Raw genomic sequence first — 21001 nt, 5'->3', positions numbered from 1 at the left:
GCCACCAGTGCAGGGGGCCTCCTACTGGCCGCCACCGAACGCGCCGGGATGGATCTGATCCCGAGTGGCCCCGTACTGCTGACGCACCGCCCGCCCGACCGCCAGCTCCTCGCCCGGCTCCAGCACCTGGGCGGCCGCGCCCTGCCAGGCCGGGGGAGTGCGCGGGTCGAGGGTGCCCTGCGAGACCCCGAGCGCCCAGGCCGCCTGCCGGGCCGCGCCGAGCGCCGCGTACTGGGCGGGCTGCGGTACGACGACCTGCGTACCGAACACCGCCGGAGCCAGCGCCTGTACGGCGGGCAGCTCGGCGGCGGCACCGAGCAGGAACACCCGGCGCACCTCCACCCCCCGCCCGCGCAGCACGTCCAGGGCGTCGGCCAGCGAGCAGAGCATCCCCTCGAACGCGGCCCGCGCCAGGTGCTCCGGCTTCATCGACTCGCGCCGCATCCCGCTGAGGGTGCCGGCGGTGTGCGGGAGCTGCGGGGTGCGCTCGCCCTCCAGATACGGCAGCAGTACGAGCCCGGAGGCGCCGGGCGTGGACTTCAGGGCGAGGGCCGACAGCTCCTCCAGCCCGTCCAGGCCGAGCATCTCGGTGGTCCCGCGCAACGCCCGTACGGCGTTGGAGACATGGACCACCGGCAGGTGCATCCCGGTGGCGTCGGCGAAGGAGGTGATCATCCCGTGCGGGTCGGCGAGCGCCTCGTGGTGCACCGCCATCACGGACCCGGAGGCCCCCAGCGAGACCACCGCGTCGCCCACCGCGACCCCGAGCCCGAAGGCCGCGGCCATGGTCTCGCCGGTCCCGGCGGAGATCAGGAGCCCCTCGGGCGTGGTCCCGGCGGACTCGGCGGGCCCGAGCACCTCGGGCAGGGCGGCGGGGTGCCCGAGGGCCAGCTCCACCAGGTCGGGCCGGTAGGCGGCGGACCCGGCCGACCAGTAACCGGTCCCTGATGCGGCGCCCCGGTCCGTGGTCCGCCGGGCGGGCCGCCCGAGGAGCTGCCACACGAGCCAGTCGTGCGGCTGCATGACGGCGGCGACCCGCTGGGCGTTCTCCGGCTCGGTCCGCGCCAGCCACCGCAGCTTCGCCACGGGCTGCGAGGCCTGCGGTACGGCCCCGACCGCCTCGGCCCAGGCCTGCCGGCCCCCCAGCGCGTCGACGAGATCGGCCGCGGCCACCTGGGCCCGCCGGTCGTTGCCGAGGAGGGCGGGACGTACGAGATTGCCCTGCCGGTCCAGCGGTACGAGCCCGTGCTGCTGGGCCGAGACACCGATGGCCTGCACACCTTCGAGCAGCCCGCCGGAGGCCGCCTCACCGAGGGAGAGCAGCCAGGCCTGCGGATCGACCTCGGTGGCCTTGGCCTCGACCGGGTGGGCGGCGTACCCCTCCCGGAGCACGGCGCCCGAGTCCGCGTCGCAGACGACGATGTGAGTGAAGGCGGAAGAACTGTCCAGCCCCGCGACTATGCCCATACGCAGATTCTGCCGCACCGCGGGACTTTCCCGTAACAGCCGCCCACCACCCGACCTCAGGTGTTGGTGGTCCCCCAGTCGTCCTCGGCGCCACCGTTCTGGCTGCTGCGGTCCTTGAGCGACCGGACGCGCTCGGCGACGGAGGCGGGCACCTTGTCCCCCACCTTGTCGCTGACCGAGTGGTACGCCTTGCCGGCGATGTCCCGGCCGCTGTGCGCGGCACTCTCGGCGGCGTTGCGCACGGCGGGGTTCTCCGTGAACTGCCGGGCCGACTTCTTCAACTGCTCGTAACGCTCGCGCCCGGCTCGCGTGCCGAGCACGTAACCGAGGGCCACTCCGGCGATGAACGTGAGCCGGTACCGCATGGCTGCCACCCTTCCTACGCTTGGTGCGACGTGTGCAGCCCGCCTACCCGCGAGCACCCGAGATCACCCCGGGCGATACCGATTGGCGGAGCACCCCCCTGCTTGCGCTAATGTATGTGTCGCAGCGAACGCGCGCCGCCCGGCAGCCGCCAGGCAGGTACGATTTCGAAGCAACGCAGCAATCCCCTGTAGCTCAATTGGCAGAGCAGCCGGCTGTTAACCGGCAGGTTACTGGTTCGAGTCCAGTCGGGGGAGCGCGATCCCCTGTAGCTCAATTGGCAGAGCATTCGGCTGTTAACCGGAGGGTTACTGGTTCGAGTCCAGTCGGGGGAGCGGAACGGAAGAGGGCCCTTCGGGGTCCTCTTTCGCGTGCCCGGCCGGTGCCGCTCCGGGGCGCCGGCCGGGCCCCGGAACGACTCTTTCGGGTGTCCTTGATCTCTCCTGCAACCGGGCAGCACGCAGCGCCGTCCTCAAGATCAGGCGAAGTCGACCATCCGAAGCGAGAGATCGTATGACCGGCTATGCTGCGGCAGACGGTGCGCACACTTGTACGCGCCACGCCGAGACGGGGCGGTAGCTCAGCCGGTTAGAGCAGCGGACTCATAATCCGTCGGCCGTGGGTTCGAGTCCCACCCGCCCCACCGAGCGTCCCCAGGCAGAATCGTTCTGGCCTGGGGATACGCGTTCTGTGGTTCGGTCTCCCCGGCCTGTCTCGTGCGAACGACGTGTGAGCCCATGGTGGCCAGCTGGACGTCATGTTTCGTGAGGTTTGGGGGACGCGGCTTCCATCACCCACGGCATGCCCATCAGGCGGCAACGGCCTTCTTCTTGCTCTTGGTGCTCTTGTTCGGTGCCTTGGGCGCGAGCTGGGCAATGCGTTGGTGTGTGACGCCGAGCATGCGACCGGCCTCGGCCTGCGTCAGCCCGAGGCCGGCGAGTGTCTGGGCTGCTCGTGTCATCGCCACGCGGCGGCGCTTCTCCGCCTCTTGTACGGCAGCGTCGGCTTCTTCGGTCTCCTGCACGACCTCGAACATCGCCGGGTCGGCCGGGACGAGGTCGACGGTGTAGGCGGCTTGATCGTCCTCGGTCTCCAGAACGAGACTGACCAGCTCCCGCGCGTTCTCGTGGGCCTCGGTCCAGGTGAGGTCCTGTGTGACGTTCTGCTCTCCTTCAGGAAGGCCGTCGATGCTCACGACCCAGAAGCGTCCCTGACGCTCTGCTGTTGCCTTGTGGGTGGTCATTCAGCGCGCCCCTTTTTCGCTCAGTTCGATCGTGTGGAGACGGTAGGCCCTGACGGCCGAGAGGGCGTACGCCCTCTCGGCCGTCAGGGTGATCGATGCGGCTGCGCGATGCGCCCCAGGCCCCCAGGGAGCGGCGACGGAAGACCATGGCGATAACCATCCGTCCGCTTGGCGGGCCCGTCCTGCCCCGTGCGGATACGTCCATGCCGGGGCACTGGCGACTGCCCTCAGGTACCGCTGCGCTGGTGCTCGGGCAGCTCCTCGTACCGCTCGCGCGGGGCCTTTCCTCGAACCTGCGGTGGGGTGGCATTGCCACTCGGCCCTGGCGGATCTCCGTGCCGTCGACGGATCGGGTGCCGTTGAGAGGGGATGCCACCCTCGGGGTGCACATAGTCCTGTGCCGGCTGCCCGCTGCAAGTCTCCGCTCCACGTGGCCGGTCAGGGGAGAGGGGCCGGCGGAACCGCCGTGGCGTGTGCCCAGGCTGCGTCGAACTGGCGTAGAGCGGCGTCGTAGAGAATACCGGGTGCTCGGGCGTACAGACATGGGGAGTTTCTGCCGTGTGCTGACGCACTGTAGAAAGTGAGGTAGGCAGCTCGGTCCGTGGCGATCACTCGGCAGTTGTTCGGCAGATTGAAGGTGCGTAGCTCAATTCCGTCTCGTGCCTGCGCCACCCTGGACAAGTAGTCGATGTTCGTCCGGACTTGGCCTCTGAGGAATTCAGAGGTGAAGCCTGGGTCGAAGCGAGATACTTCCTGGGAGCGCCGATCCAGCCAAGACTCTCTCCGGGATCCGGGGTCCGGTAACAGAATCTGGACGGACTGCGGGGCAGGCTCAGCCGACCACAGGGGGGAGAAGACCTCTCGGGTGAGCACATTTCCTCGTCCTGCCAGGACTTTGACCCAGCGGGCTCGTCGTAAATCGCGAGCGAGGTCCCGCTCGGTCGTGGCCTGGTGGGCGTATACGCGGCCGAGTCCGGTCTTCGTGTACCGGGAGCAGGCGGCTACCAGCCACCACATGGGACGGGCGCCCCGCAGCAAGCCGAGAACGAGGAGGATGGTGCTGGCTGCCAGCGAGCCGAGAATCCCTATCAGAAACTCGTTCATGTGGAGCCCTCTTCCGGTGTCGGGGCGCATTCGGCAGGGGCATCGATGGCCTCAGGACAGGAAGGGCAGCATGAGCCGCAGAACATGGGCGGCGTTTCTGGCTGCGAGCTCGTGGTGTGCGTGCCCCTTTTCCTCGTCGGCGTTGTCGGAAACGCCACGGATGACAATCCACCCCGGGTTCATGGCGTCGTGGATGGAGTTCTCCTGCCAGTACTGGCTCAGGCCGCCCGCCTCCATGTCTACCGCCAGTACCTTTTCGTTGTAATCCGCGAGATACCGGCGGATGTCGCTGTTCCGGTCGGCTACGACTGCTTCACCGGAGCCGATCAGCCCCGGATGCACCTCGTACTCCTGTGAGGATCGCGAGGCGAGCTGACCGTGAATGCGGGCGGGGCTGCCGTACTCGGCGAAGAAGGCGTTCACGGCGTGCACCACCGGGGCGGGGGCCTGCCGGTGTTCGCCACGCCTTCGGACGTCGCCGAGCGGATTGACCTTGCGGTTCTCGTAGTAGACGACCTCCGTGGAGACGATGACGTTCCCGATGCGCGCATAGTCGTCGTGGATACCTCCTCCCACACCGACGAGCGCCCACAGGCGTGGCCTGTAGAGGCGTCGCAGATTCTCCAAAGCGGCCATGGTGGACCGTTGTCCCTGGCTCTGGGTCTGAGTAGCGACGATGCGGACGGTTGAGTCCGGCGTGGAGTGTTCGCCACGGTAGAAGTAGAGGCCGCCTAGTTCCTTGTGCCGCTCAAGTTTCAACTCGTCGCACAACGAGCGCAGTTCCTCACTGAGGATGGTGACGATTCCGATGTCCCACCTGCCCTGATTCGGCGGCTCTGCGGAGTTGGTCGCCGGTGCGCCGATTCGTTCTTCGGGAGGTGCCGCGATGACTCGTGCATGGTCGCCCACTGCGTTGTTACTGATGGTGTTGCCGTTTCCGTGAGAGCTGATTCCTCGGTTGGTGTTCACGGTTTTCCTCCATTGTCGGGGGTGTCGGTACCCTGGGCAGAGGTCGTCGGTGCGCCTACTTGGGCGGAATCACCTACAGCGTTGTTGCTGATGGTGTTGTTGTCGCCGAAGTTGAAGATCCCGCTATTGATGATCTTGAGTGCCCGATTGTTGAACTCTGACGCGTCCACTTCCTTGGTCAGCAGGAAATCGCCTGCTGCGCGAAGTAGACGTTGTTCGATCGTCTTCATTCGGCCAAGAATGTCGGTCTTCTCCAACTGCACTTTGGACCATGCCTGGGCCGACTGCTCCCGGATGCTCACGCGGCTGCCGACGAGGACGTTGCGTATGGGCGCGGACGTAAGGTCCGGTGGGAGGGCTGCGGCTTTGATCAGAGCGCGCAGATACAGGACGATCCGCCACGATTGCTGGACCTGCCGAGGGAGAGTGGACAGCTCGCGGAACGCGGACCAGATGACCGCGATGAGGCCGTGCTGGCCGAACTCGGCTGTTCGTTGGAAGGACCTGGGCGTGTGAGCGAGTACGCATGCCGCCGTAGAAATGATGAGAGTCCGGCCCCGTACGCTGACGTGGAGCAGGACGGTCGCTACGTACTCCGCACCCTCCAGTGGTGTCGTGACCTCGAGAAAATGGTGGCCCCTCGACCCTGGCGTGTTGATGATTTCCCGCAGATCCACGTCGGTGAGCTTCTGAGGCAGCAAGGAACGATCGGTTGCCACGTCGGTCTCGGACACGTAGACACGATCGGTGACCTGGGCCGGCAGGCGCACGTCGTGGCTGTCGGTGTTCAGGAGATGCACAGCGTTGCGAAGGTGGTCGACGAGCTCGTGTGCCTGGAACGGGGGGACGGGGTGCTCTCGTTCGTGCAGGGGCGCGTCATCGTCCTCGACAGGACGCAGAAGTTGGACACTCATCGGCGGATTCCACTGGTAGACGATCTCCCCGGCGCCGATGAAGGGTGACTCCTCCCCGAAGAGGGTGAAGACAGTCAGATCGTCGTCGGTTGTTTCCTCGTCCTGGCTGTGGCGGGGGCGGCGGTAGACCGTGTGCACGTCTCTCTGCTGTACGTCCGCCACTTGCTGTCGGGGGGACAATCGGCGGGGGCGCAGGGCCGGTGCCCGATGGATCCGGTTGAGTTGCAACTGACGTAACGCCCCTATGGTGAGGCACACGAGGGCGATGCCCGACCCCAGGTGGAGGGCCGTAGTGGCCTGGTCGGGGTGGGTGAGTCCGATGGCGACGCAGGTTGCCACCAGGCCGAGCGCAATGCCTCCGATGCGCTGTAGTGCCTGAGACTTCTCCGATCTTCGTCGCGGAAGGATCCGTTGGAGAAGGCGTCGGTGACGATGCTGCAGGTTCTTGCCGCGGCGCCTGGCCTCTCGGCCGCTGCGGGGTTCGCGGTCGCCCCGGTGGATGAGCAGGGCCAGGCGGAGCAGCCAGAGGAGCGCGAGACCGCATGCCACGAGGATGCTCGCGGGCAAGGCACCTGCGCATGCCGGCGCGATCACGCATCCCAGCAGTGTGACCCGCAAGCCGGCTGTAAGGGCGGCGGCCCGCCACGCGTGGCGCATGACGGGGACTATGTCGAAGCCGTAGGACGGGGCGACTCTGCGGTGTGGTGATGTGCAGACCTTGTCGATCACAAGGTCGCGGAAGCGTTCGTCCACGTATGGGCCCGCGCATAAGTGGCGTGTCGCGGCTGTGAGTTCGCCGCCGTATGCCTTCGCTGGTGGTACGGGGGGAGTGCGCATGCCCTGCCCTCGCCTCCTATGTTTAAGGTCTGTGTGACCATAAGTGGCGACGGTGTTTAAGTCAATGTGACCTTTAGGGGTTCTCGTGGATGAGTGGCTGAAAGACTCCGATGAGGTCGAGGCCTCGTGGGTGACGGTGGACCTGGCGATTTTCACACTGCGGGAAGATCGCCTGGTGGTGCTCCTGATCGATCGGGGGGTGGAGCCCTTCCGCGGTCGGCCTGCACTTCCCGGCGGGTATGTCCAGAAGGGCGAGACCTTGCGAGAGGGGGCGCTGCGTGAGCTGAGGGAGGAAGCCGGCATCGACGGCCGGCTGCTGCACCTGGAACAGTTGGGTGCTTACGGTGATCCGGGTCGGGACCCGAGAGGTCGAGTGGTGACCGTCGCATACCTGGCCCTAGGGCCCGACCTGCCCGTTCCGGTGGGTGGCACTGATGCGGAACACGCCTACTGGGCGCCTGTGGAGGAGCTGGACCGGGACCGGACCAGGTTGGCGTTCGATCATTTCGAGATCCTGGCCGAGGCCCTGGAGGAGGTCCGGTCCCAACTTGAGCACACCCCTGTTGCCACAGCTTTCTGCGCCTCGGAGTTCACCCTGAGCGAGTTGCGAACGGTCTACGAAGTCGTCTGGGGGCAGGCGTTGGATCCGAGCAACTTTCGGCGCAAGGTGCTGAAGACGCCGGGATTCGTGGAAGCCACGGGCAAGCAGCGGACGCCCTCGACGGGGCGCCCCGCCGCGCTCTACCGCAAAGGTGGCGCCTGGGTGTTGAGCCCGCCGTTGCTGCGCGCCGGTGGGCAGCCTTCTTAGCTGGCTGATTCCGGCCTGCTGATCCGCCCCTCCGAGGCATGACCGCCGGTGCCCCCGGCTCCGGCCGCTTGCAGCGGTCAGTACGCCGTGGCTCCAGCAATGAGGCGGGTTGCGTGCCTGCTGCGCGGCGGGGATCTGCCCCCCATGGCCTGAGGAGTGAGCCGACGCGCGAGGAGGCCTCGTTGCCGGCCTGCCACTCGGTTCGCCCCGGATGCCGGGGACGTTCACGATCCCCGTCGCCACATAGCTGGATCCGTCGAACTCCGGACACAAGTGCCGGCCGCAGCCGATGATGAGCCTCATCACGCAACGCCCTGGGGGGACCATGCACATCCGCACCACCGCCGCACTCATCGTGGTCGGCCTGCTCGCCACACTCGCCGCCTGCGCCGAGGACGACACCGCGGCCAAAGCCAGTGCCCCGCCGACACTGACCGAAGAACAGCACGCCGGCGCCCGTGCCGCCGCAGGCATCCCGGCCGAGCCCAGCATTACTGCCCGCGACAAGTACCTCGAGGCCCTGAATGGCATCGACCGGCGCATCGTGGACGGCAAGGACGACAAGGCCGTGAGTCGAGGCCTCAATCAGTGCAGCTCCATCAAGTCGTTCGGAGGCAACAGGGAGAAACTGGTGGAACTGGCCCTCGGCCGCTTCACCATCGACACACGTCTCCCGGAGATCGCCACTCCAGAGATCGGCGGCAAGATTCTTGACGCCGTCCACAAGAACCTCTGCCCCGACTTCTGACTCGTTCATGGACGAGACGCCGAAGACCTATCCATGTTGTGCCATCCCGCTGTTCCTGCTGCTGATCCTCGTCATCGTCGGCAGCTGCGCCGGAGGTTCGGACGACGCTGAGGACACGCCACCGCCGACCGTCCCAACCATCAGAGACCCCGGGTACAGCGACAGCCTCTGCGAAGGCGACGACTACCTCATATACGACGACTGTCGCTGACCCATCCACACACAGGCCCGGCCGCGCACACTGCGAGGCCGGGCCTCGGCACACCAGGGCAGGCCTCAGACTCCTCGACCGCGTCGGTGTAGTCGGTGTTGAGACTCTTCATGGCCGCCTGGTCGTCTCCCCCGGAGTTGAGGGCCTGGACCACCGTGCAGAGGTCCCGCTCCGGGCGGCCCGACGGCCTGCAGGGAAAGGTGGTCCAGCCGACAGGGGCCGTCCCGGTGTGAACGAAGCGGCCGTCCTCCGGCATCGTCCCGTTGTCCGTGTCGGCGTACCCCGGCGCCCGTTGCAGCAGACCGTTCCGCCGTTCGGCTTCGAGGTGGACGATGAGATGGAGTCGCTGCGGGGAAGCGCGATCTTCACCAGCGCGGGGTCCGGCGATCCCGCACGGCGACGTGGGCACGGTGTAGGCCTTCCTGGGCGGTTGGTCGCCGGAGCACGCCGACGCCGATACCCGTGCCGATGCCGTCCCCCCCCCCGGACAGCCCGTCGCACGCGCGAGGGCGGCGCCCGAGTGGCGCCGCCCTCGCGTGGTTCAGGGGGGTGGGGGATCAGGCGAAGCTCTTGACCGCCTCGTCCTCGTCGTCGTACACGTCGAAGACCGTGATCAGCTGGGTGATCGCGAGGATGTCGGTGATCTTCGAGGGCAGGTTCACCAGCTTGAGCTTTCCGCCCCGGTTGGTGACCGACGTGTAGATGGAGACGAGCTCGCCGATGCCCGAGCTGTCGATCGCGGTGACGCCCCCGAAGTCGAGGAGCAGCTTCTTCGAACCGATTTCGAGCTCTTCCTGCACGGCGTTGCGCAGTGCCACGTCGCCCACCCCGATGGTGACCTTTCCGGATACGGCGAGGATGGTGACGTCGTCGACGGGACGGCGGGTGATCTGAGCCATGAGTGCCTGCCTCTATGTGGTGGTGCGGAAGACCAGGACCACGTCGGTTCCCGGTGGGTCGTCGCGGTGCGCGACGGTGTAGCTGTCCGTGAGGTGGTCGATCAGGACGAGGCCGCGGCCGGAGGGGGTCAGGTTGAGCTCTCCGGTGGGTGGGGGAGGCGTGAAGCCGGTGCCCTCGTCGCCTACCGTGATGCGCACCCGGTTCTCCTGGGTCTCCCAGTCGAGGCGGACGCGCTTGTCGGGGTGCTCCTGGTTGCCGTGCAGGACGGCGTTGGCCGCCGCTTCTCTGACGGCCAGGCAGATCCTGTACCGGTCGTCCTCGCCGAGCCCGCAGCTCCGGGCGATCGTGTCCGCCCAGGCGTCGGCCTCGTCGATGTGCCCTACGTCGGACGGCAGCTCCACCGCGTTCCCACCCATGTGCGCCCTCCGCCCGGTGCTCGGTCGGCAACCTCGGCGAGGCTATGCGGGGCCCTGGCGCGGATTCCGGGGATATCTCACCGTTCACACGGATGGGCCGGCCATTTCCGGACATGGCCCCTATGCGCTGTCCGGGTGGTGGGCCGCCCGGATGGCCCGGGAAGAGGCGTGGCTACCATCCTCTGTGACCGAAACGAGCGAACCACCTGTACACCGCACCCGCATATTCGCCGACCTCACCCCGCTGCGGTCCTCGCCCGACTACCGGCGGCTCTGGTTCGGGAACACCGTGTCCTGGATCGGGCAGGGGATGACGGCCCTCGCCGTCTCGCTCCAGGTCTACGACATCACCGGGTCCGCGTTCTCCGTGGGGCTCATCGGGTTCTGTTCGCTCGTGCCGCTCGTCGTGTTCGGGCTCTACGGCGGGGCCGTCGCCGACACCGTCGACCGGCGCAAGCTCGGCCTCTTCAGCGCCTCGGGGTCCTTCTCCCTGGCCCTCGTCCTGATGGCCGCCACCTTCGCCGGCGTCGAGAACGTCGGCCTGCTGTACGCCATCGTCGCCCTCCAGGCCGTCTGCTTCGCCCTCAACGCACCCGCCCGCTCCTCGATGATCGCCCGGCTGCTGCCGCCCGAACAGCTGCCCGCCGCCAACGCGTTGAGCTCCATGACCAGTACGACGGGCGCCCTCGTCGGGCCGATGCTGGGCGGGCTGATCGTCGGCTGGTGGGGGTACCGCGCCGCGTACACCGTCGACGCCCTCACCTTCACCGCCTCCCTCTACGCGATGTGGCGGCTGCCCTCGATGCTGCCCGACCGGGAGGAAGGGGCGGGCAAACGGGCCTCCGTCCTGGACGGGCTGCGGTTCCTGGTGGGCCGGCCCAACCTCCGTATGACCTTCCTGACCGACCTGTGCGCGATGGTCCTCGCCCACCCCCGGGCGCTCTTCCCGGTCGTCGCGATTCTCTGGTACGGAGGTGACGCCCGGACCACCGGCATGCTCGTCGCCGCCCCCGCGCTCGGGGCGCTCCTCGGCGGGGTCTTCTCCGGCTGGCTCGGCCGCATCCGGCTGCACGGCCTCGCCGTCCTGCTGGCCGTCGGCAGCTGGGGCGCCGCCATCGCCGTCTTCGGGCTCACCCGGCACCTCTGGCTCGGGCTGCTCTTCCTCGCCCTCGCCGGGTGCGCCGACACCGTGTCCATGGTCTTCCGCAACACCATGCTCCAGGCGGCCGTCCCCGACGAGATGCGCGGCCGGCTCCAGGGCGTCTTCATCGTCGTCGTCGCGGGCGGGCCGCGGCTCGGCGACTTCCTGGCCGGCTCGGTCGCCGACCTCACCTCGCCCGCCGTGGCCGTCGTCGGCGGCGGCACCGCCTGTGTCGTCGCCGTCTCCCTGCTCGCCCTGAAGTGGCGCGGCTTCGCCCGCTACGACGCCCGGGACCCGCAGCCGTAGCGTACGAACCGCGCCATCAGGCCGACTTACGGCGCCGTCAGGCCGCGTACCCGCCGTCCACCGCCAGCGAGGTGCCGGTGATCCACCGGGCGTCCGGGCCCGCCAGGAAGGCCACGGCCCCCGCGATGTCGGCACCGCTGCCCATGACCTTCGCGGCCGTCCTCAGGCGCTCCGCCTCCGCCACCTCCGTACCCTCCGGGTTCATGTCGCTGACCGTGGGGCCGGGGTCCACGATGTTCGCCGTGATCCCCTTGGGCGCCAGGTCGTGAGCGACGCCCTTGGTGAAGCCGGTCAGCGCCGACTTGCTCATCGCGTACAGCGTCACGTTCGGCACGGGCACGCGGGTGGCCCAGCAGCTCCCGATGCTGATGACGCGGCCGCCCTGCCCCATGTGGGGGACGGCGGCCTGGGTGGCGAGGAAGACGGCCCGCACGTGGACGGCGAGCATGCGGTCGATCTCCGCGAGGGTCACGTCCTCGATCGGGCCGTGCGAGAAGATCCCGGCGTTGTTCACCAGGATGTCCAGGCGCCCGAACGTGCCCGCCGCCTCCTCGACCGAGCGCACGACGGCCTCCGGGTCCGCGCTGTCCGCCTGGATGGCCAGGGCCTTGCGCCCCAACGCCTCGACCCCCGCCACGACTTCCTTCGCCTCGTCGGCCGCGCTCACGTACGTCAGCGCCACATCGGCTCCCTCCTCGGCCAGGCGGAGGGCGATCGCGGCACCTATGCCGCGGCTTCCTCCGGTCACCAGCGCCACCTTGCCCGCTAACTGAGACATGTTGTTCCTTCCGCTCCCGCGTTGAGCTATTTTTAGGTCGGACGATCCAGAAATACTAAACAGGTGGGGCGGGCACGAGGCAACCCCCTTTGGAGGAGGCGGAGATGAGCGGACGAGGGCGGCCGCGTGCGTTCGACCGGGGAGCGGCGCTGCGCGGTGCGATGGAGACGTTCTGGGAGTACGGGTACGAGGGCGCCAAGCTCACCGATCTGACGGCCGCCATGGGCATCAACTCCGCCAGCCTCTACAACACCTTCGGCTCGAAGGAGGAGTTGTTCCGGGAGGCTGTAGCCCTCTACGGCGCCACCGCGGGGTCGTCGACCGGCCGCGCCCTGCGCGAGGAGCCGACGGCACGGGGTGCCGTCGAGGCCATGCTGCGCGGCAACATCGCCATCTTCGCCGACCCGGGCACCCCCAGCGGCTGCATGATCGTCCTAGCCGCCACCAACTGCTCCCAGCAGAACCGAGAGGTCGCCGAGCATCTGGCCGGGTGTCGCAGGGCGGCGGTCGCGGAGCTGGAGGTGCGGTTGGAACGGGCGGTCCAGGAAGGGGAGTTGGGGATCGACACCGACGTCCGCTCCGTCGCCGCCTTCTACGCGACCATCCTCCACGGACTCTCCGTCGAGGCGCGCGACGGCGTCCCCCTGGAGCGCCTCACCTCCACCGTGGACCAGGCCGTCGCCCTCTGGGACACCCTGGTGCGGAAGCCGACGCCCACGTCAGGATGAGTGTGGCTGTGCGCCCTGCGCTTCCTACGTCACGATGGAGCGGGCGATGCCCAGTTCCACCAAGTCCTGCGGCCGCAGGCGGAGCTGGTCGGCGGTGGCGCCCGTCTCCTCCGGAGGCCGCTTGAGGATCGCCGCCGCCAGCTCGGGGGCGATGACGGAGAAGTAACTGTCCGCCGTGACATGGGTGTTGCCCGGAGCCGCGAGGGCCAGCGCACCGCCCGAGCCGCCCTCGCCGATCACCAGCGTCGTCACCGGGACCCGGGCCGCCGCGATCGCCGCGAAGGTGTCCGCGATGGCCGCGCCCGCGCCCGCCCGCTCCGCCTCGGCGTCGTTGGCGGCGCCCGGGGTGTCGACCAGGGTGAGGACGGGGACGCCGAGCCGGTCCGCGAGCCGGATCGTACGGGCCGCCGCCCGGTACCCGGCCGGGCGGGTCGGGGTCCCGCACTGGGCGACGTACGCGACCGGCTGCCCGTCCGCGCGCAGCCCGAAGCCGGTCAGCAACCCGGGATCGCTGCCGCCGCACCGGTCCCCGCGGAGGGGGAGCCGTACGGCGAAGTAGTCGGCCAGATACGCCTCCGCGCGCGGCCGTTGCGCGGAACGGGCCCGCTCCACCGCCTCCCGGCCGGTCGTCGGCAGCCCGGAGGCGGTGGACGCCTGGGCCCGGGGGAGGGGCGCGGCGGCGGGCCCGTCCCCGCCCGGCGTTCCCCCGCCCCCGCCCGGTGCCCGGCCGTCCGTGCCTGGTGCCCGGCCGTCCGTGCCTGGTGTCCCGCCGCCTGTGCCTGGTGCCCGGCCGTCCCCGCCCGGCGTCCCGCCGCCCATGCCTGCCGTCCCGCCACCCCCGCCCGGCGTTCCCCCGCCCCCGCCCGGCGCCCCCAGCGCCCGCAGCCACAGCCCCACCGTGTCCCGTAGCTCCCCAGCCGGGATCACCGTGTCCACCTGGCCCGCCGCGAACTGGCCCTCGGCGCCGTACGCGTACGGGTCCGCGTCCGGCGGGCGTACCCGGGATCCGGCGAACCCGATCTGGGCGCCCGGCAGGGCCAGCACCACATCCGCGCCCGCTCCCACCGTGGCCCAGCCGCCGCCGGTCGTGGGGTCGCGGACCACCGCGATCTGCGGGAGCCCCGCCGCCCGCAGCCGGGTGGAGGCGGCCGCCACCCGCTGGAGCTGGGTGAGCGCGACCATGCCCTCCTGCATCCGGCTGCCACCCGTGGCGACGAGCGCGACCAGCGGGAGGCGCCGGGAGAGTGCCAGTCCGTACGCGGCTTCCAGGCGGTCGCCCGTCAGCTGGCCCAACGAGCCGCCCAGGAAGCCGAATTCGAAGGCGAGGAGGACGCATGCGCGGTCGCCGACGACCCCGGTCCCGTACACGACCGACTCGTCCTCGCCCGTGCGCTCCGCCGCCCGCTCCCGTGCCGCGTCGTACCCCGCCCAGCCGAGCGGACCATCCGGCGGCAGCGTGCGCGGCGGCGGGCGGTGCTCGGTGAAGCCGGCCGTGCCGGTGAGCAGCGCGATCGCCTCGCGGGCCGTCATGCGCGAGGACGGGTCAGCGGACATGGAGCGACCTCTTCATGATCTTGCCCAGGTCGTTACGGGGCAGCGCGTCCAGGAAGTGCACCGTGCGCGGGCGCTTGTGCGGGGCCAGCTGGGCCGCCACATGGTCAGCCAACTCTTCGGCCAGGGGTGGAGAGTCCGGGTCGGACGCGACCACCCAGGCCACGACCCGCTCACCGAGGTCCGGGTCCTCCTCCCCGGTCACGGCCGCCTCCCGGACTCCGGGGTGGCCGAGGAGCACGTTCTCGATCTCGCCCGCGCCGATCTTGTAGCCGCCGCTCTTGATGAGGTCGGTGGCCTTGCGCCCGACGATCCGTACGTATCCGTCACCGTCCACCGTGCCGACATCGCCCGTACGGAACCAGCCGTCGGCCGTGTGCGCGGCGGCGGTGGCGTCGGGCCGGTTCAGATAGCCGGTGAAGAGGTTCGGGCCCCGCACCTGGATCTCGCCGATCGCCTCCGTCCCCTCCAGTACCGTGCCGTCCTCCTCCACCAGGCGCAGCTCCACCCCCGCGAGCGGCGGGCCGACCGTGCCCGGGCGCGGAACGCCGTCCGCCCGGATCCCCGTGTTCATCAGGGTCTCCGTCATCCCGTACCGTTCGATCACCCGCCGCCCGGTCGCCGCCGCGATGCGCTCGTGGTCGTGCACGGGGAGCGCCGCCGAACCGGAGACCAGCAGCCGCGCCCCGGCCAGAGCCCCGGCGAGAGCGTCCCGCTCGGCACCGCCCGCCGGCGCGTCCAGCACCTCCGCCAGCCGGTGGTACATCGTCGGTACGCCGAACAGCATCGTGCCCCCGGACCCCAGCTCCCGGGCCACCCCCTCGGTGGAGAACTTCCCCAGGTGGCGCAGGGAACCGCCCCGGCGCAACGGGCCGAGCACGCCCAGGATCAGCCCGTGGACGTGGAACAGCGGCAGCGCGTGGACCAGGACGTCGTCGCCGGTCCACCCCCAGGCGTCCTCCAGCGCGTCCAGCGACGCGGCGATCGCCCGGCGGGGCAGGACGGCCCCCTTGGGCGGGCCGGTGGTGCCGGAGGTGTAGACGATCAGGGCGGGGGACTCGGGCGCTTCCTCGGCCGGCGCGTCTCCCTCCGTATGCTCAGGTGCCCGCGCGTCGACCGTCACCCGGCGCAGTTTCTCCAGCGCCGGGGGCAGCGCGTCGTCCGGGCCCGCCAGTACGGCGGTGGGCTCGCTGTCGGCCAGGATGTGCGCCAACTCGCGTTCGCCCGTACGGGGGTTGAGGGGCACGGCCGGGACTCCGGCCCGGAGTGCCGCCACCACCGCGATCACCGTCTCCGGTGTCGGGGCGGCCCAGACGGCGACCCGGCCCGCGTCCGCCATCCGGGCGGCGAGGGCGGTGGAGGCGGCGGCCAGTTCGCCGTAGGTCAGGGAGAGGTCGCCGAAGCGGACGGCCTCCCGGGAGGCTGCCGGGCCGGTCGGGGACTGGAGCGCGGGAAGAAGGGGGGTCACGCCGGGAAGCCTAGGGGCTCGGTGCGGGCCTCGCCGGGAGCCGGATGCCGATGAGGGCAGCGTCACCATCGGGCGGGGGCGGCCGCCGCCGGGGACCGGCCGTCCAGGGGCCGCCCGGCGCACCCCCGCCACATCGCTGCACAGAGCACCGAACCGTAATTTTGACACGACCTTGACAAATTAATTTTGCGTTGCCAGCATGCAAAAAGCCTGCCCCACAAGGGCGTTGGAGCGCTCTCCGAAAGTAAAAAGCCGCCTGCGCCCCGGGCTCCTGCACGTCGCAAAGCGCGACAGCGCCTTGCCTGACAGACCCCACGTACCGTCAGGAAGGAACACCCGCACCCATGTCACCCGCACCCCCACGCTGGTCCAGATACGCCACCGCGCTCGCCGCCCTGCTGGCCACCGCCCTGGCCGTCCCCACCGCCACGGCCGCCGACCCCGACGCCCCCGCCCCACGCGCCGCGGCCGACATCCCCGCCGCCGACTACCAGCAGGTCCAGCTGGCCGTCGGGCCCGCCGAGCTGGGCGAGGCCATGTCCCTCGCCGTGCTGCCCGACCGGTCCGTCCTGCACACCGCCCGCGACGGCACGCTCCGCCTCACCGACGCGGCCGGGGCGACGAGGACGGCGGGGAAACTCGACGTCTACACGCATGACGAGGAAGGCCTCCAAGGCGTCGCCGTCGACCCGGACTTCGCGGTCAACCGGTACGTCTACCTCTACTACTCGCCCGCCCTGGACACCCCGCCCGGCGACGCCCCCACCACCGGGTCCGCCGCCGATTTCGAAGCGTGGAAGGGGCACCTCAACCTCTCCCGCTTCGTGCTCAAGGCCGACGGAACGCTGGACACCGCCAGCGAGAAGGTCGTCCTCGAAGTCGAGAGCGACCGGGGCCAGTGCTGCCACGTCGGCGGGGACATCGACTTCGACGCCGCCGGGAATCTGTATCTGACCACCGGTGACGACACCAACCCCTTCGAGTCCAGCGGCTACGCGCCCATCGACGAACGCACCGACCGCAACCCGCAGTTCGACGCCCAGCGCTCCTCCGGCAACACCGACGACCTGCGCGGCAAGCTCCTGCGGATCAAGCCGACGGCCGACGGCGGCTACACCGTCCCGGCGGGCAACCTCTTCGCCCCCGGCACCGCGAACACCCGCCCCGAGATCTACGCGATGGGCTTCCGCAACCCGTTCCGGATGTCCGTCGACCAGAAGACCGGGGCCGTCTACATCGGCGACTACGGGCCCGACGCCGGAACCACCGACCCGGACCGGGGCCCCAGCGGCCAGGTCGAGTTCAACCGCGTCACCGAGCCCGGCAACTTCGGCTGGCCGTACTGCACCGGCACCAACACGCCGACGGAGACGTACGGCGAGTACACCTTCCCCAGCGGCCCCGCCGGAGCCGAGTACGACTGCGCCGGCGGCCCGGCCAACAACTCCTTCCGCAACACCGGCCTCGCCACCCTGCCCCCGGCCCAGCCCGCCTGGATCCGGTACGCCGGTGACGCGGGCTCCCCGCCGGAGTTCGGCGGCGGCTCGGAGTCCCCGATGGCCGGACCCGTATACAACTTCGATCCGGACCTCGACTCGGCCGTGAAGCTCCCGGCCTCCCTCGACGGCCGGTTCTTCGCCACCGAGTACGGCCGCCAGTGGATCAAGCCCGTGGAGGTGCGGGCCGACGGGTCGCCGGGCACCATCGACACCTTCCCGTGGACCGGCACCCAGGTGATGGACTCCGCGTTCGGACCCGACGGGGCGCTGTACGTCCTCGACTACGGGACCGGCGCGGGCAACCAGGCCCTCTACCGCATCGAGTACCTCGCGGGCAGCAACCGCTCCCCGGTCGCCCGGGCCGCCGCCGACAGGACCTCCGGGCCCACGCCCCTCGCGGTCTCCTTCTCCTCGGCCGGAAGCAACGACCCCGAGGGCGGAAACCTCACCTACGCCTGGGACTTCGGCGACGGAGCCACCTCCACCGACGCCGACCCGAGCCACACCTACACCACCGCCGGGACCTACACCCCGACCCTCACCGTCACCGACCCCGAAGGGCTCACCGGCACCGCGAGCCTGGTCGTGACGGCGGGCAACACCGCGCCCACGGTCACCCTCGACACCCCGGCGGACGGCACCCTGTTCTCCTTCGGCGACTCCGTCCCGTTCACCGTGACCGTCAGCGACCCCGAGGACGGCACGGTCGACTGCTCCAAGGTCAAGGTCACCTACCTCCTCGGCCATGACAGCCACCGCCACCAGATCACCTCGAAGAACGGCTGCTCCGGCACCATCGACGTCCCCGTCGACGGCGAGCACGACAGCGCGGCCAACATCTACGGGGTCTTCGACGCCGAGTACACCGACGCGGGCGGGCTGACCACCCACAGCGACTCCATCCTCCAGCCCCGCCACCGCCAGGGCGAGCACTTCTCCGCCCAGTCCGGCATCGAGATCGCCCCGCACGGGCCCGCCGAGGGCGGCGCCACCGTCGGCTACACCGACGACGGCGACTGGATCTCCTTCGAGCCGTACGTCCTGGCCAACGCCACCTCCGTCACCGCACGGGTCGCCTCGGGCGGCGCGGGCGGCACCCTGGAGCTGCGGGCGGGCTCACCCACCGGCACCCTCCTGTCCACGCTCACCGTCGACCCGACCGGCGGCTGGGAGGACTTCGTCGATGTCTCGGCGGACGTGGGCAACGCCCCCGCCGGGCCCATCGAACTCTTCCTCGTCTTCAAGGGCCCGACGGGTCAGGGCAGCCTCTTCGACCTGGACGCGTTCACGTTCAGTACCCGGCCGACGGAGGTGGAAGGCCGATGAGGACACCCCGCATCCGCCGCCTGGCCTGCGCCGTCGCCCTCGCCCTGGGGGCCGCGTTCCTCTCCCCGGGCGCCCCCAGCGCGGCAGCGGCCGCCGATCCGTACCAGGTCCTGGTCTTCTCCAAGACCGCCGGGTTCCGCCACGACTCCATCCCGGCGGGCATCACCGCCATCCAACAGCTGGGCGCGGCCAACGACTTCACCGTCACCGCCACCGAGGACGCGACCGCCTTCACCCCGCAGAACCTTGCCGAGTACGAGGCCGTCGTCTTCCTCTCCACCACCGGCGACATCCTGGACGACACCCAGCAGAACGCCCTCAAGGGGTACGTCGACGGCGGCGGCGGCTTCGTCGGCGTCCACGCGGCGGCCGACACCGAGTACGACTGGCCGGAGTACGAGGACCTGGTGGGCGCCTGGTTCAAGAGCCACCCGGCGATCCAGGAGGCCCGCCTCACCACCGAGGACCACGTCCACCCGGCCACCGCCCACCTGGACGACACCTGGACGCGGACCGACGAGTGGTACAACTACCGCTCCAACCCGCGCGAGAACGTCCACGTACTCCAGTCGCTGGACGAATCCAGCTACAGCGGCGGCGAGATGGACGGCGACCACCCCATCACCTGGTGCCACCCGCAGCAGGACGGCCGCTCCTTCTACACCGGGCTCGGCCACACCATCGAGTCCTTCGCCGACCCGGACTTCCGCCAACTCCTCCTGGGCGGCATCCAGTACGCGGCCGGAGCCGTCGAGGCCGACTGCGGTGACGGCAGTCCCGGCCCTGGCCCCGGCCCGGGCGGGGACAGCGCCGAGGCGGAGGCGTACACCTCCTCCTCCGGCGTCCAGATCGCCCCGCACGCGGCGGCCAGCGGCGGCGCCACCCTCGGCTACATCGACGACGGCGACTGGGCGGGCTACGCCACCCTCGACCCGGCCGGGGCCACCGCCTTCACCGCCACCGTCTCCTCGGCCGGCGCGGGCGGCACCATCGAGGTCCGCGCAGGCTCCGCCACCGGGCAGCTCCTCGGCTCGGTGGACGTGGCCCCGACCGGCGGCTGGGACACCTTCACCGAGGTCACCACCGCCCTGACGGCCGCCGCACCGGGCGCGGGCCCGCTGTTCCTGCGGTTCACCGGGGGAGCGGGCGCCCTCTTCGACGTCGACCGCCTCACCCTCACCCGCGCCCCGGCCACCGAGGCCGGCGGCTCGTCCAACGTCCACCTCTTCTACTACCCCTGGTACGGCACCCCGGAAGGCCCGGCGGGGAGCTGGCGCCACTGGCAGCAGGGCGGCCGCACCCCGCCCGACTCCATCGGCGCCGACCTCTACCCCAAGCTCGGCCCCTACGACTCCGGCGACATCGCCGGGGCGGTGGACCAGCACATGGAGTGGGTCCAGCGGTCCGGCGCGGGCGTCATCGTCTACAGCTGGTGGGGGCAAGGGGGTTACGAGGACTCGCTCGCCGGTGACGTCCTGGACGCCGCCGCCCGCCACGGCATCGAGGTCGCCTGGCACATAGAGCCGTACAGCGGCCGTACCGCCGCTTCCGTCGTCGACGACATCGCCTACCTGGAAGGGAAGTTCGGCGACCATCCGGCGTTCTACCGGGACGCGGCACACGGCGACCGCAACGCCTACTACATCTTCGAGAGCCTGAAGATCCAGGACTGGTCGGCGCTGGACGCCGTCAAGGACACCGCCATCGTCCTCGCCCAGACCACCGACACCACCAAGGTCGGCCACTTCGGCGGGATCTACACCTACGACGGCATCGCGGGCGCCACCGCCCCCGGCTGGAAGCAGGCGGGCGACTACGCCAAGGCCAACGGCCTCGTCTGGGCCCCCTCGGTCGCCCCCGGCTACATCGACGACCGGGCCGTCCCCGGCAACACCACCCCCACCCTGGGCCGCGAGGACGGCGCCTCCTACGACCTGGAGTGGAACAACGCACTGGACCCGGCCATCGGCGGCGACCCCACCTGGGTCTCCGTCACCTCGTTCAACGAGTGGCACGAGGGCAGCTCCATCGAACCGGCCTCCTCCACCCCGCCCCCGGGCCACGGCTACGAGACCTTCGAGGGGGCCTACGGCAAGACCGGGGAGGCCGCCGAGACGGCGTACCTGGACCGGACCGCGTACTGGGCGGACCGGTTCGAACAGCAGCGCCGCCAGCCCAGGTAGTCCTACCCGGGCCCACACACGAACGGCCGCGTTCCGGCGGG

General features: G+C 70.3%; 17 protein-coding genes and 3 tRNA genes. 10 read left to right on the top strand and 10 right to left on the bottom strand.

Translation table 11 applies throughout. The annotated features are described in order from the left end of the window. Nucleotides 1–21 precede the first annotated feature (21 nt). Nucleotides 22–1467, bottom strand: coding sequence for an FGGY family carbohydrate kinase (locus GTY67_RS08825; RefSeq protein ID WP_161278311.1), 1446 nt, complete (start codon nucleotides 1465–1467; stop codon nucleotides 22–24). Nucleotides 1468–1523: 56 nt separating this feature from the next. Further along, nucleotides 1524–1832 carry a hypothetical protein gene (locus GTY67_RS08820; protein ID WP_093693351.1) on the bottom strand — a complete coding sequence of 103 codons (309 nt, stop codon included), beginning with the start codon at nucleotides 1830–1832 and terminating at the stop codon, nucleotides 1524–1526. Nucleotides 1833–2014: 182 nt separating this feature from the next. On the opposite strand from GTY67_RS08820, the gene GTY67_RS08815 reads away from it, so the two are divergent. The 3 genes from GTY67_RS08815 (at nucleotide 2015) to GTY67_RS08805 (ending at nucleotide 2473) form a co-directional block, all read left to right on the top strand. After that, nucleotides 2015–2087, top strand: a tRNA-Asn gene (locus GTY67_RS08815). 5 nt (nucleotides 2088–2092) lie between these two features. Next, nucleotides 2093–2165: transfer RNA gene (locus GTY67_RS08810), tRNA-Asn, on the top strand. Nucleotides 2166–2399: 234 nt separating this feature from the next. After that, nucleotides 2400–2473, top strand: a tRNA-Ile gene (locus GTY67_RS08805). A 165-nt stretch (nucleotides 2474–2638) separates the two neighbouring features. On the opposite strand, the gene GTY67_RS34480 is transcribed toward GTY67_RS08805, so the two are convergent. The 3 genes from GTY67_RS34480 to GTY67_RS08790 form a co-directional block, all read right to left on the bottom strand. Beyond that, nucleotides 2639–3073, bottom strand: coding sequence for a type II toxin-antitoxin system HicB family antitoxin (locus GTY67_RS34480; protein WP_202461378.1), 435 nt, complete (start codon nucleotides 3071–3073; stop codon nucleotides 2639–2641). Between the two features lie 1155 nt (nucleotides 3074–4228). Next, nucleotides 4229–5146 (bottom strand): 5'-methylthioadenosine/S-adenosylhomocysteine nucleosidase, encoded by a 918-nt coding sequence (locus GTY67_RS08795; RefSeq protein ID WP_161278310.1) that lies wholly within the window; start codon nucleotides 5144–5146, stop codon nucleotides 4229–4231. After that, the gene (locus tag GTY67_RS08790) at nucleotides 5143–6813 is read right to left on the bottom strand and encodes a hypothetical protein (protein WP_161278309.1); all 1671 of its coding nucleotides are present in this window, start codon (nucleotides 6811–6813) and stop codon (nucleotides 5143–5145) included. Before GTY67_RS08790 ends, GTY67_RS08795 begins: the two co-directional genes overlap by 4 nt. Before the next feature lie 169 nt (nucleotides 6814–6982). On the opposite strand from GTY67_RS08790, the gene GTY67_RS08785 reads away from it, so the two are divergent. The 3 genes from GTY67_RS08785 (at nucleotide 6983) to GTY67_RS08775 (ending at nucleotide 8664) form a co-directional block, all read left to right on the top strand. Further along, entirely contained in the window at nucleotides 6983–7705 is a 723-nt protein-coding gene (locus tag GTY67_RS08785) for an NUDIX hydrolase (RefSeq protein ID WP_161278308.1), read from the top strand. A 325-nt stretch (nucleotides 7706–8030) separates the two neighbouring features. Further along, on the top strand, nucleotides 8031–8453 hold the full coding sequence (locus GTY67_RS08780; RefSeq protein WP_161278307.1) for a hypothetical protein: 423 nt from the start codon (nucleotides 8031–8033) through the stop codon (nucleotides 8451–8453). 7 nt (nucleotides 8454–8460) lie between these two features. Further along, nucleotides 8461–8664, top strand: a complete 204-nt coding sequence (locus tag GTY67_RS08775; RefSeq protein ID WP_161278306.1) for a hypothetical protein — start codon at nucleotides 8461–8463, stop codon at nucleotides 8662–8664. A 557-nt stretch (nucleotides 8665–9221) separates the two neighbouring features. Here the strand turns inward: GTY67_RS08775 and GTY67_RS08770 are convergent. Together GTY67_RS08770 and GTY67_RS08765 are read right to left on the bottom strand one after the other, a co-directional pair. Then, a complete protein-coding gene (locus tag GTY67_RS08770) occupies nucleotides 9222–9563 on the bottom strand; it encodes an STAS domain-containing protein (RefSeq protein WP_161278305.1) in 342 nt (113 codons plus the stop codon). Nucleotides 9564–9575: 12 nt separating this feature from the next. Continuing rightward, entirely contained in the window at nucleotides 9576–9980 is a 405-nt protein-coding gene (locus tag GTY67_RS08765) for an ATP-binding protein (RefSeq protein WP_161278304.1), read from the bottom strand. A gap of 184 nt (nucleotides 9981–10164) precedes the next feature. Here GTY67_RS08765 and GTY67_RS08760 point away from each other — a divergent pair, with 184 nt between their 5' ends. Next, nucleotides 10165–11427: an MFS transporter gene (locus GTY67_RS08760; protein WP_161278303.1), complete on the top strand. Its 1263-nt coding sequence runs from the start codon at nucleotides 10165–10167 to the stop codon at nucleotides 11425–11427. 37 nt (nucleotides 11428–11464) lie between these two features. Here the strand turns inward: GTY67_RS08760 and GTY67_RS08755 are convergent, their stop codons facing one another. Continuing rightward, nucleotides 11465–12205, bottom strand: a complete 741-nt coding sequence (locus tag GTY67_RS08755; RefSeq protein ID WP_093693353.1) for a 3-oxoacyl-ACP reductase family protein — start codon at nucleotides 12203–12205, stop codon at nucleotides 11465–11467. Between the two features lie 104 nt (nucleotides 12206–12309). Between GTY67_RS08755 and GTY67_RS08750 the strand changes: the two genes are divergently transcribed. Continuing rightward, on the top strand, nucleotides 12310–12933 hold the full coding sequence (locus tag GTY67_RS08750) for a TetR/AcrR family transcriptional regulator (protein ID WP_093693354.1): 624 nt from the start codon (nucleotides 12310–12312) through the stop codon (nucleotides 12931–12933). A gap of 24 nt (nucleotides 12934–12957) precedes the next feature. Here the strand turns inward: GTY67_RS08750 and GTY67_RS08745 are convergent, their stop codons facing one another. Together GTY67_RS08745 and GTY67_RS08740 are read right to left on the bottom strand one after the other, a co-directional pair. Next, entirely contained in the window at nucleotides 12958–14487 is a 1530-nt protein-coding gene (locus GTY67_RS08745; protein WP_161278302.1) for a carboxyl transferase domain-containing protein, read from the bottom strand. Then, entirely contained in the window at nucleotides 14477–15952 is a 1476-nt protein-coding gene (locus GTY67_RS08740) for an acyl-CoA synthetase (protein ID WP_161278301.1), read from the bottom strand. The genes GTY67_RS08745 and GTY67_RS08740 overlap by 11 nt, the downstream gene beginning before the upstream one ends. Nucleotides 15953–16296: 344 nt before the next feature. Between GTY67_RS08740 and GTY67_RS08735 the strand changes: the two genes are divergently transcribed. Both GTY67_RS08735 and GTY67_RS08730 read left to right on the top strand, forming a co-directional pair. Next, nucleotides 16297–18777 carry a PQQ-dependent sugar dehydrogenase gene (locus GTY67_RS08735; protein ID WP_161278300.1) on the top strand — a complete coding sequence of 827 codons (2481 nt, stop codon included), beginning with the start codon at nucleotides 16297–16299 and terminating at the stop codon, nucleotides 18775–18777. Further along, nucleotides 18774–20960 carry a ThuA domain-containing protein gene (locus GTY67_RS08730; RefSeq protein WP_161278299.1) on the top strand — a complete coding sequence of 729 codons (2187 nt, stop codon included), beginning with the start codon at nucleotides 18774–18776 and terminating at the stop codon, nucleotides 20958–20960. Before GTY67_RS08735 ends, GTY67_RS08730 begins: the two co-directional genes overlap by 4 nt. Nucleotides 20961–21001: the final 41 nt, after the last annotated feature.

The sequence above is a fragment of the Streptomyces sp. SID8374 genome (genome assembly GCF_009865135.1).
Lineage (GTDB): Bacteria > Actinomycetota > Actinomycetes > Streptomycetales > Streptomycetaceae > Streptomyces.
Note: the sequence above shows the minus strand (reverse complement) of the source record. Positions and strands in the feature narration are given on the sequence as shown.

Bases quoted from the DNA above. Each gene is read 5' to 3' on its own strand.
- GTY67_RS08825 (WP_161278311.1), bottom strand. From the start codon at position 1,467: ATGGGCATAGTCGCGGGGCTGGACAGTTCTTCCGCCTTCACTCACATC.
- GTY67_RS08820 (WP_093693351.1), bottom strand. From the start codon at position 1,832: ATGCGGTACCGGCTCACGTTCATCGCCGGAGTGGCCCTCGGTTACGTG.
- GTY67_RS34480 (WP_202461378.1), bottom strand. From the start codon at position 3,073: ATGACCACCCACAAGGCAACAGCAGAGCGTCAGGGACGCTTCTGGGTC.
- GTY67_RS08780 (WP_161278307.1), top strand. From the start codon at position 8,031: ATGCACATCCGCACCACCGCCGCACTCATCGTGGTCGGCCTGCTCGCC.
- GTY67_RS08775 (WP_161278306.1), top strand. From the start codon at position 8,461: ATGGACGAGACGCCGAAGACCTATCCATGTTGTGCCATCCCGCTGTTC.
- GTY67_RS08770 (WP_161278305.1), bottom strand. From the start codon at position 9,563: ATGGCTCAGATCACCCGCCGTCCCGTCGACGACGTCACCATCCTCGCC.
- GTY67_RS08765 (WP_161278304.1), bottom strand. From the start codon at position 9,980: ATGGGTGGGAACGCGGTGGAGCTGCCGTCCGACGTAGGGCACATCGAC.
- GTY67_RS08755 (WP_093693353.1), bottom strand. From the start codon at position 12,205: ATGTCTCAGTTAGCGGGCAAGGTGGCGCTGGTGACCGGAGGAAGCCGC.
- GTY67_RS08750 (WP_093693354.1), top strand. From the start codon at position 12,310: ATGAGCGGACGAGGGCGGCCGCGTGCGTTCGACCGGGGAGCGGCGCTG.
- GTY67_RS08745 (WP_161278302.1), bottom strand. From the start codon at position 14,487: ATGTCCGCTGACCCGTCCTCGCGCATGACGGCCCGCGAGGCGATCGCG.
- GTY67_RS08735 (WP_161278300.1), top strand. From the start codon at position 16,297: ATGTCACCCGCACCCCCACGCTGGTCCAGATACGCCACCGCGCTCGCC.
- GTY67_RS08730 (WP_161278299.1), top strand. From the start codon at position 18,774: ATGAGGACACCCCGCATCCGCCGCCTGGCCTGCGCCGTCGCCCTCGCC.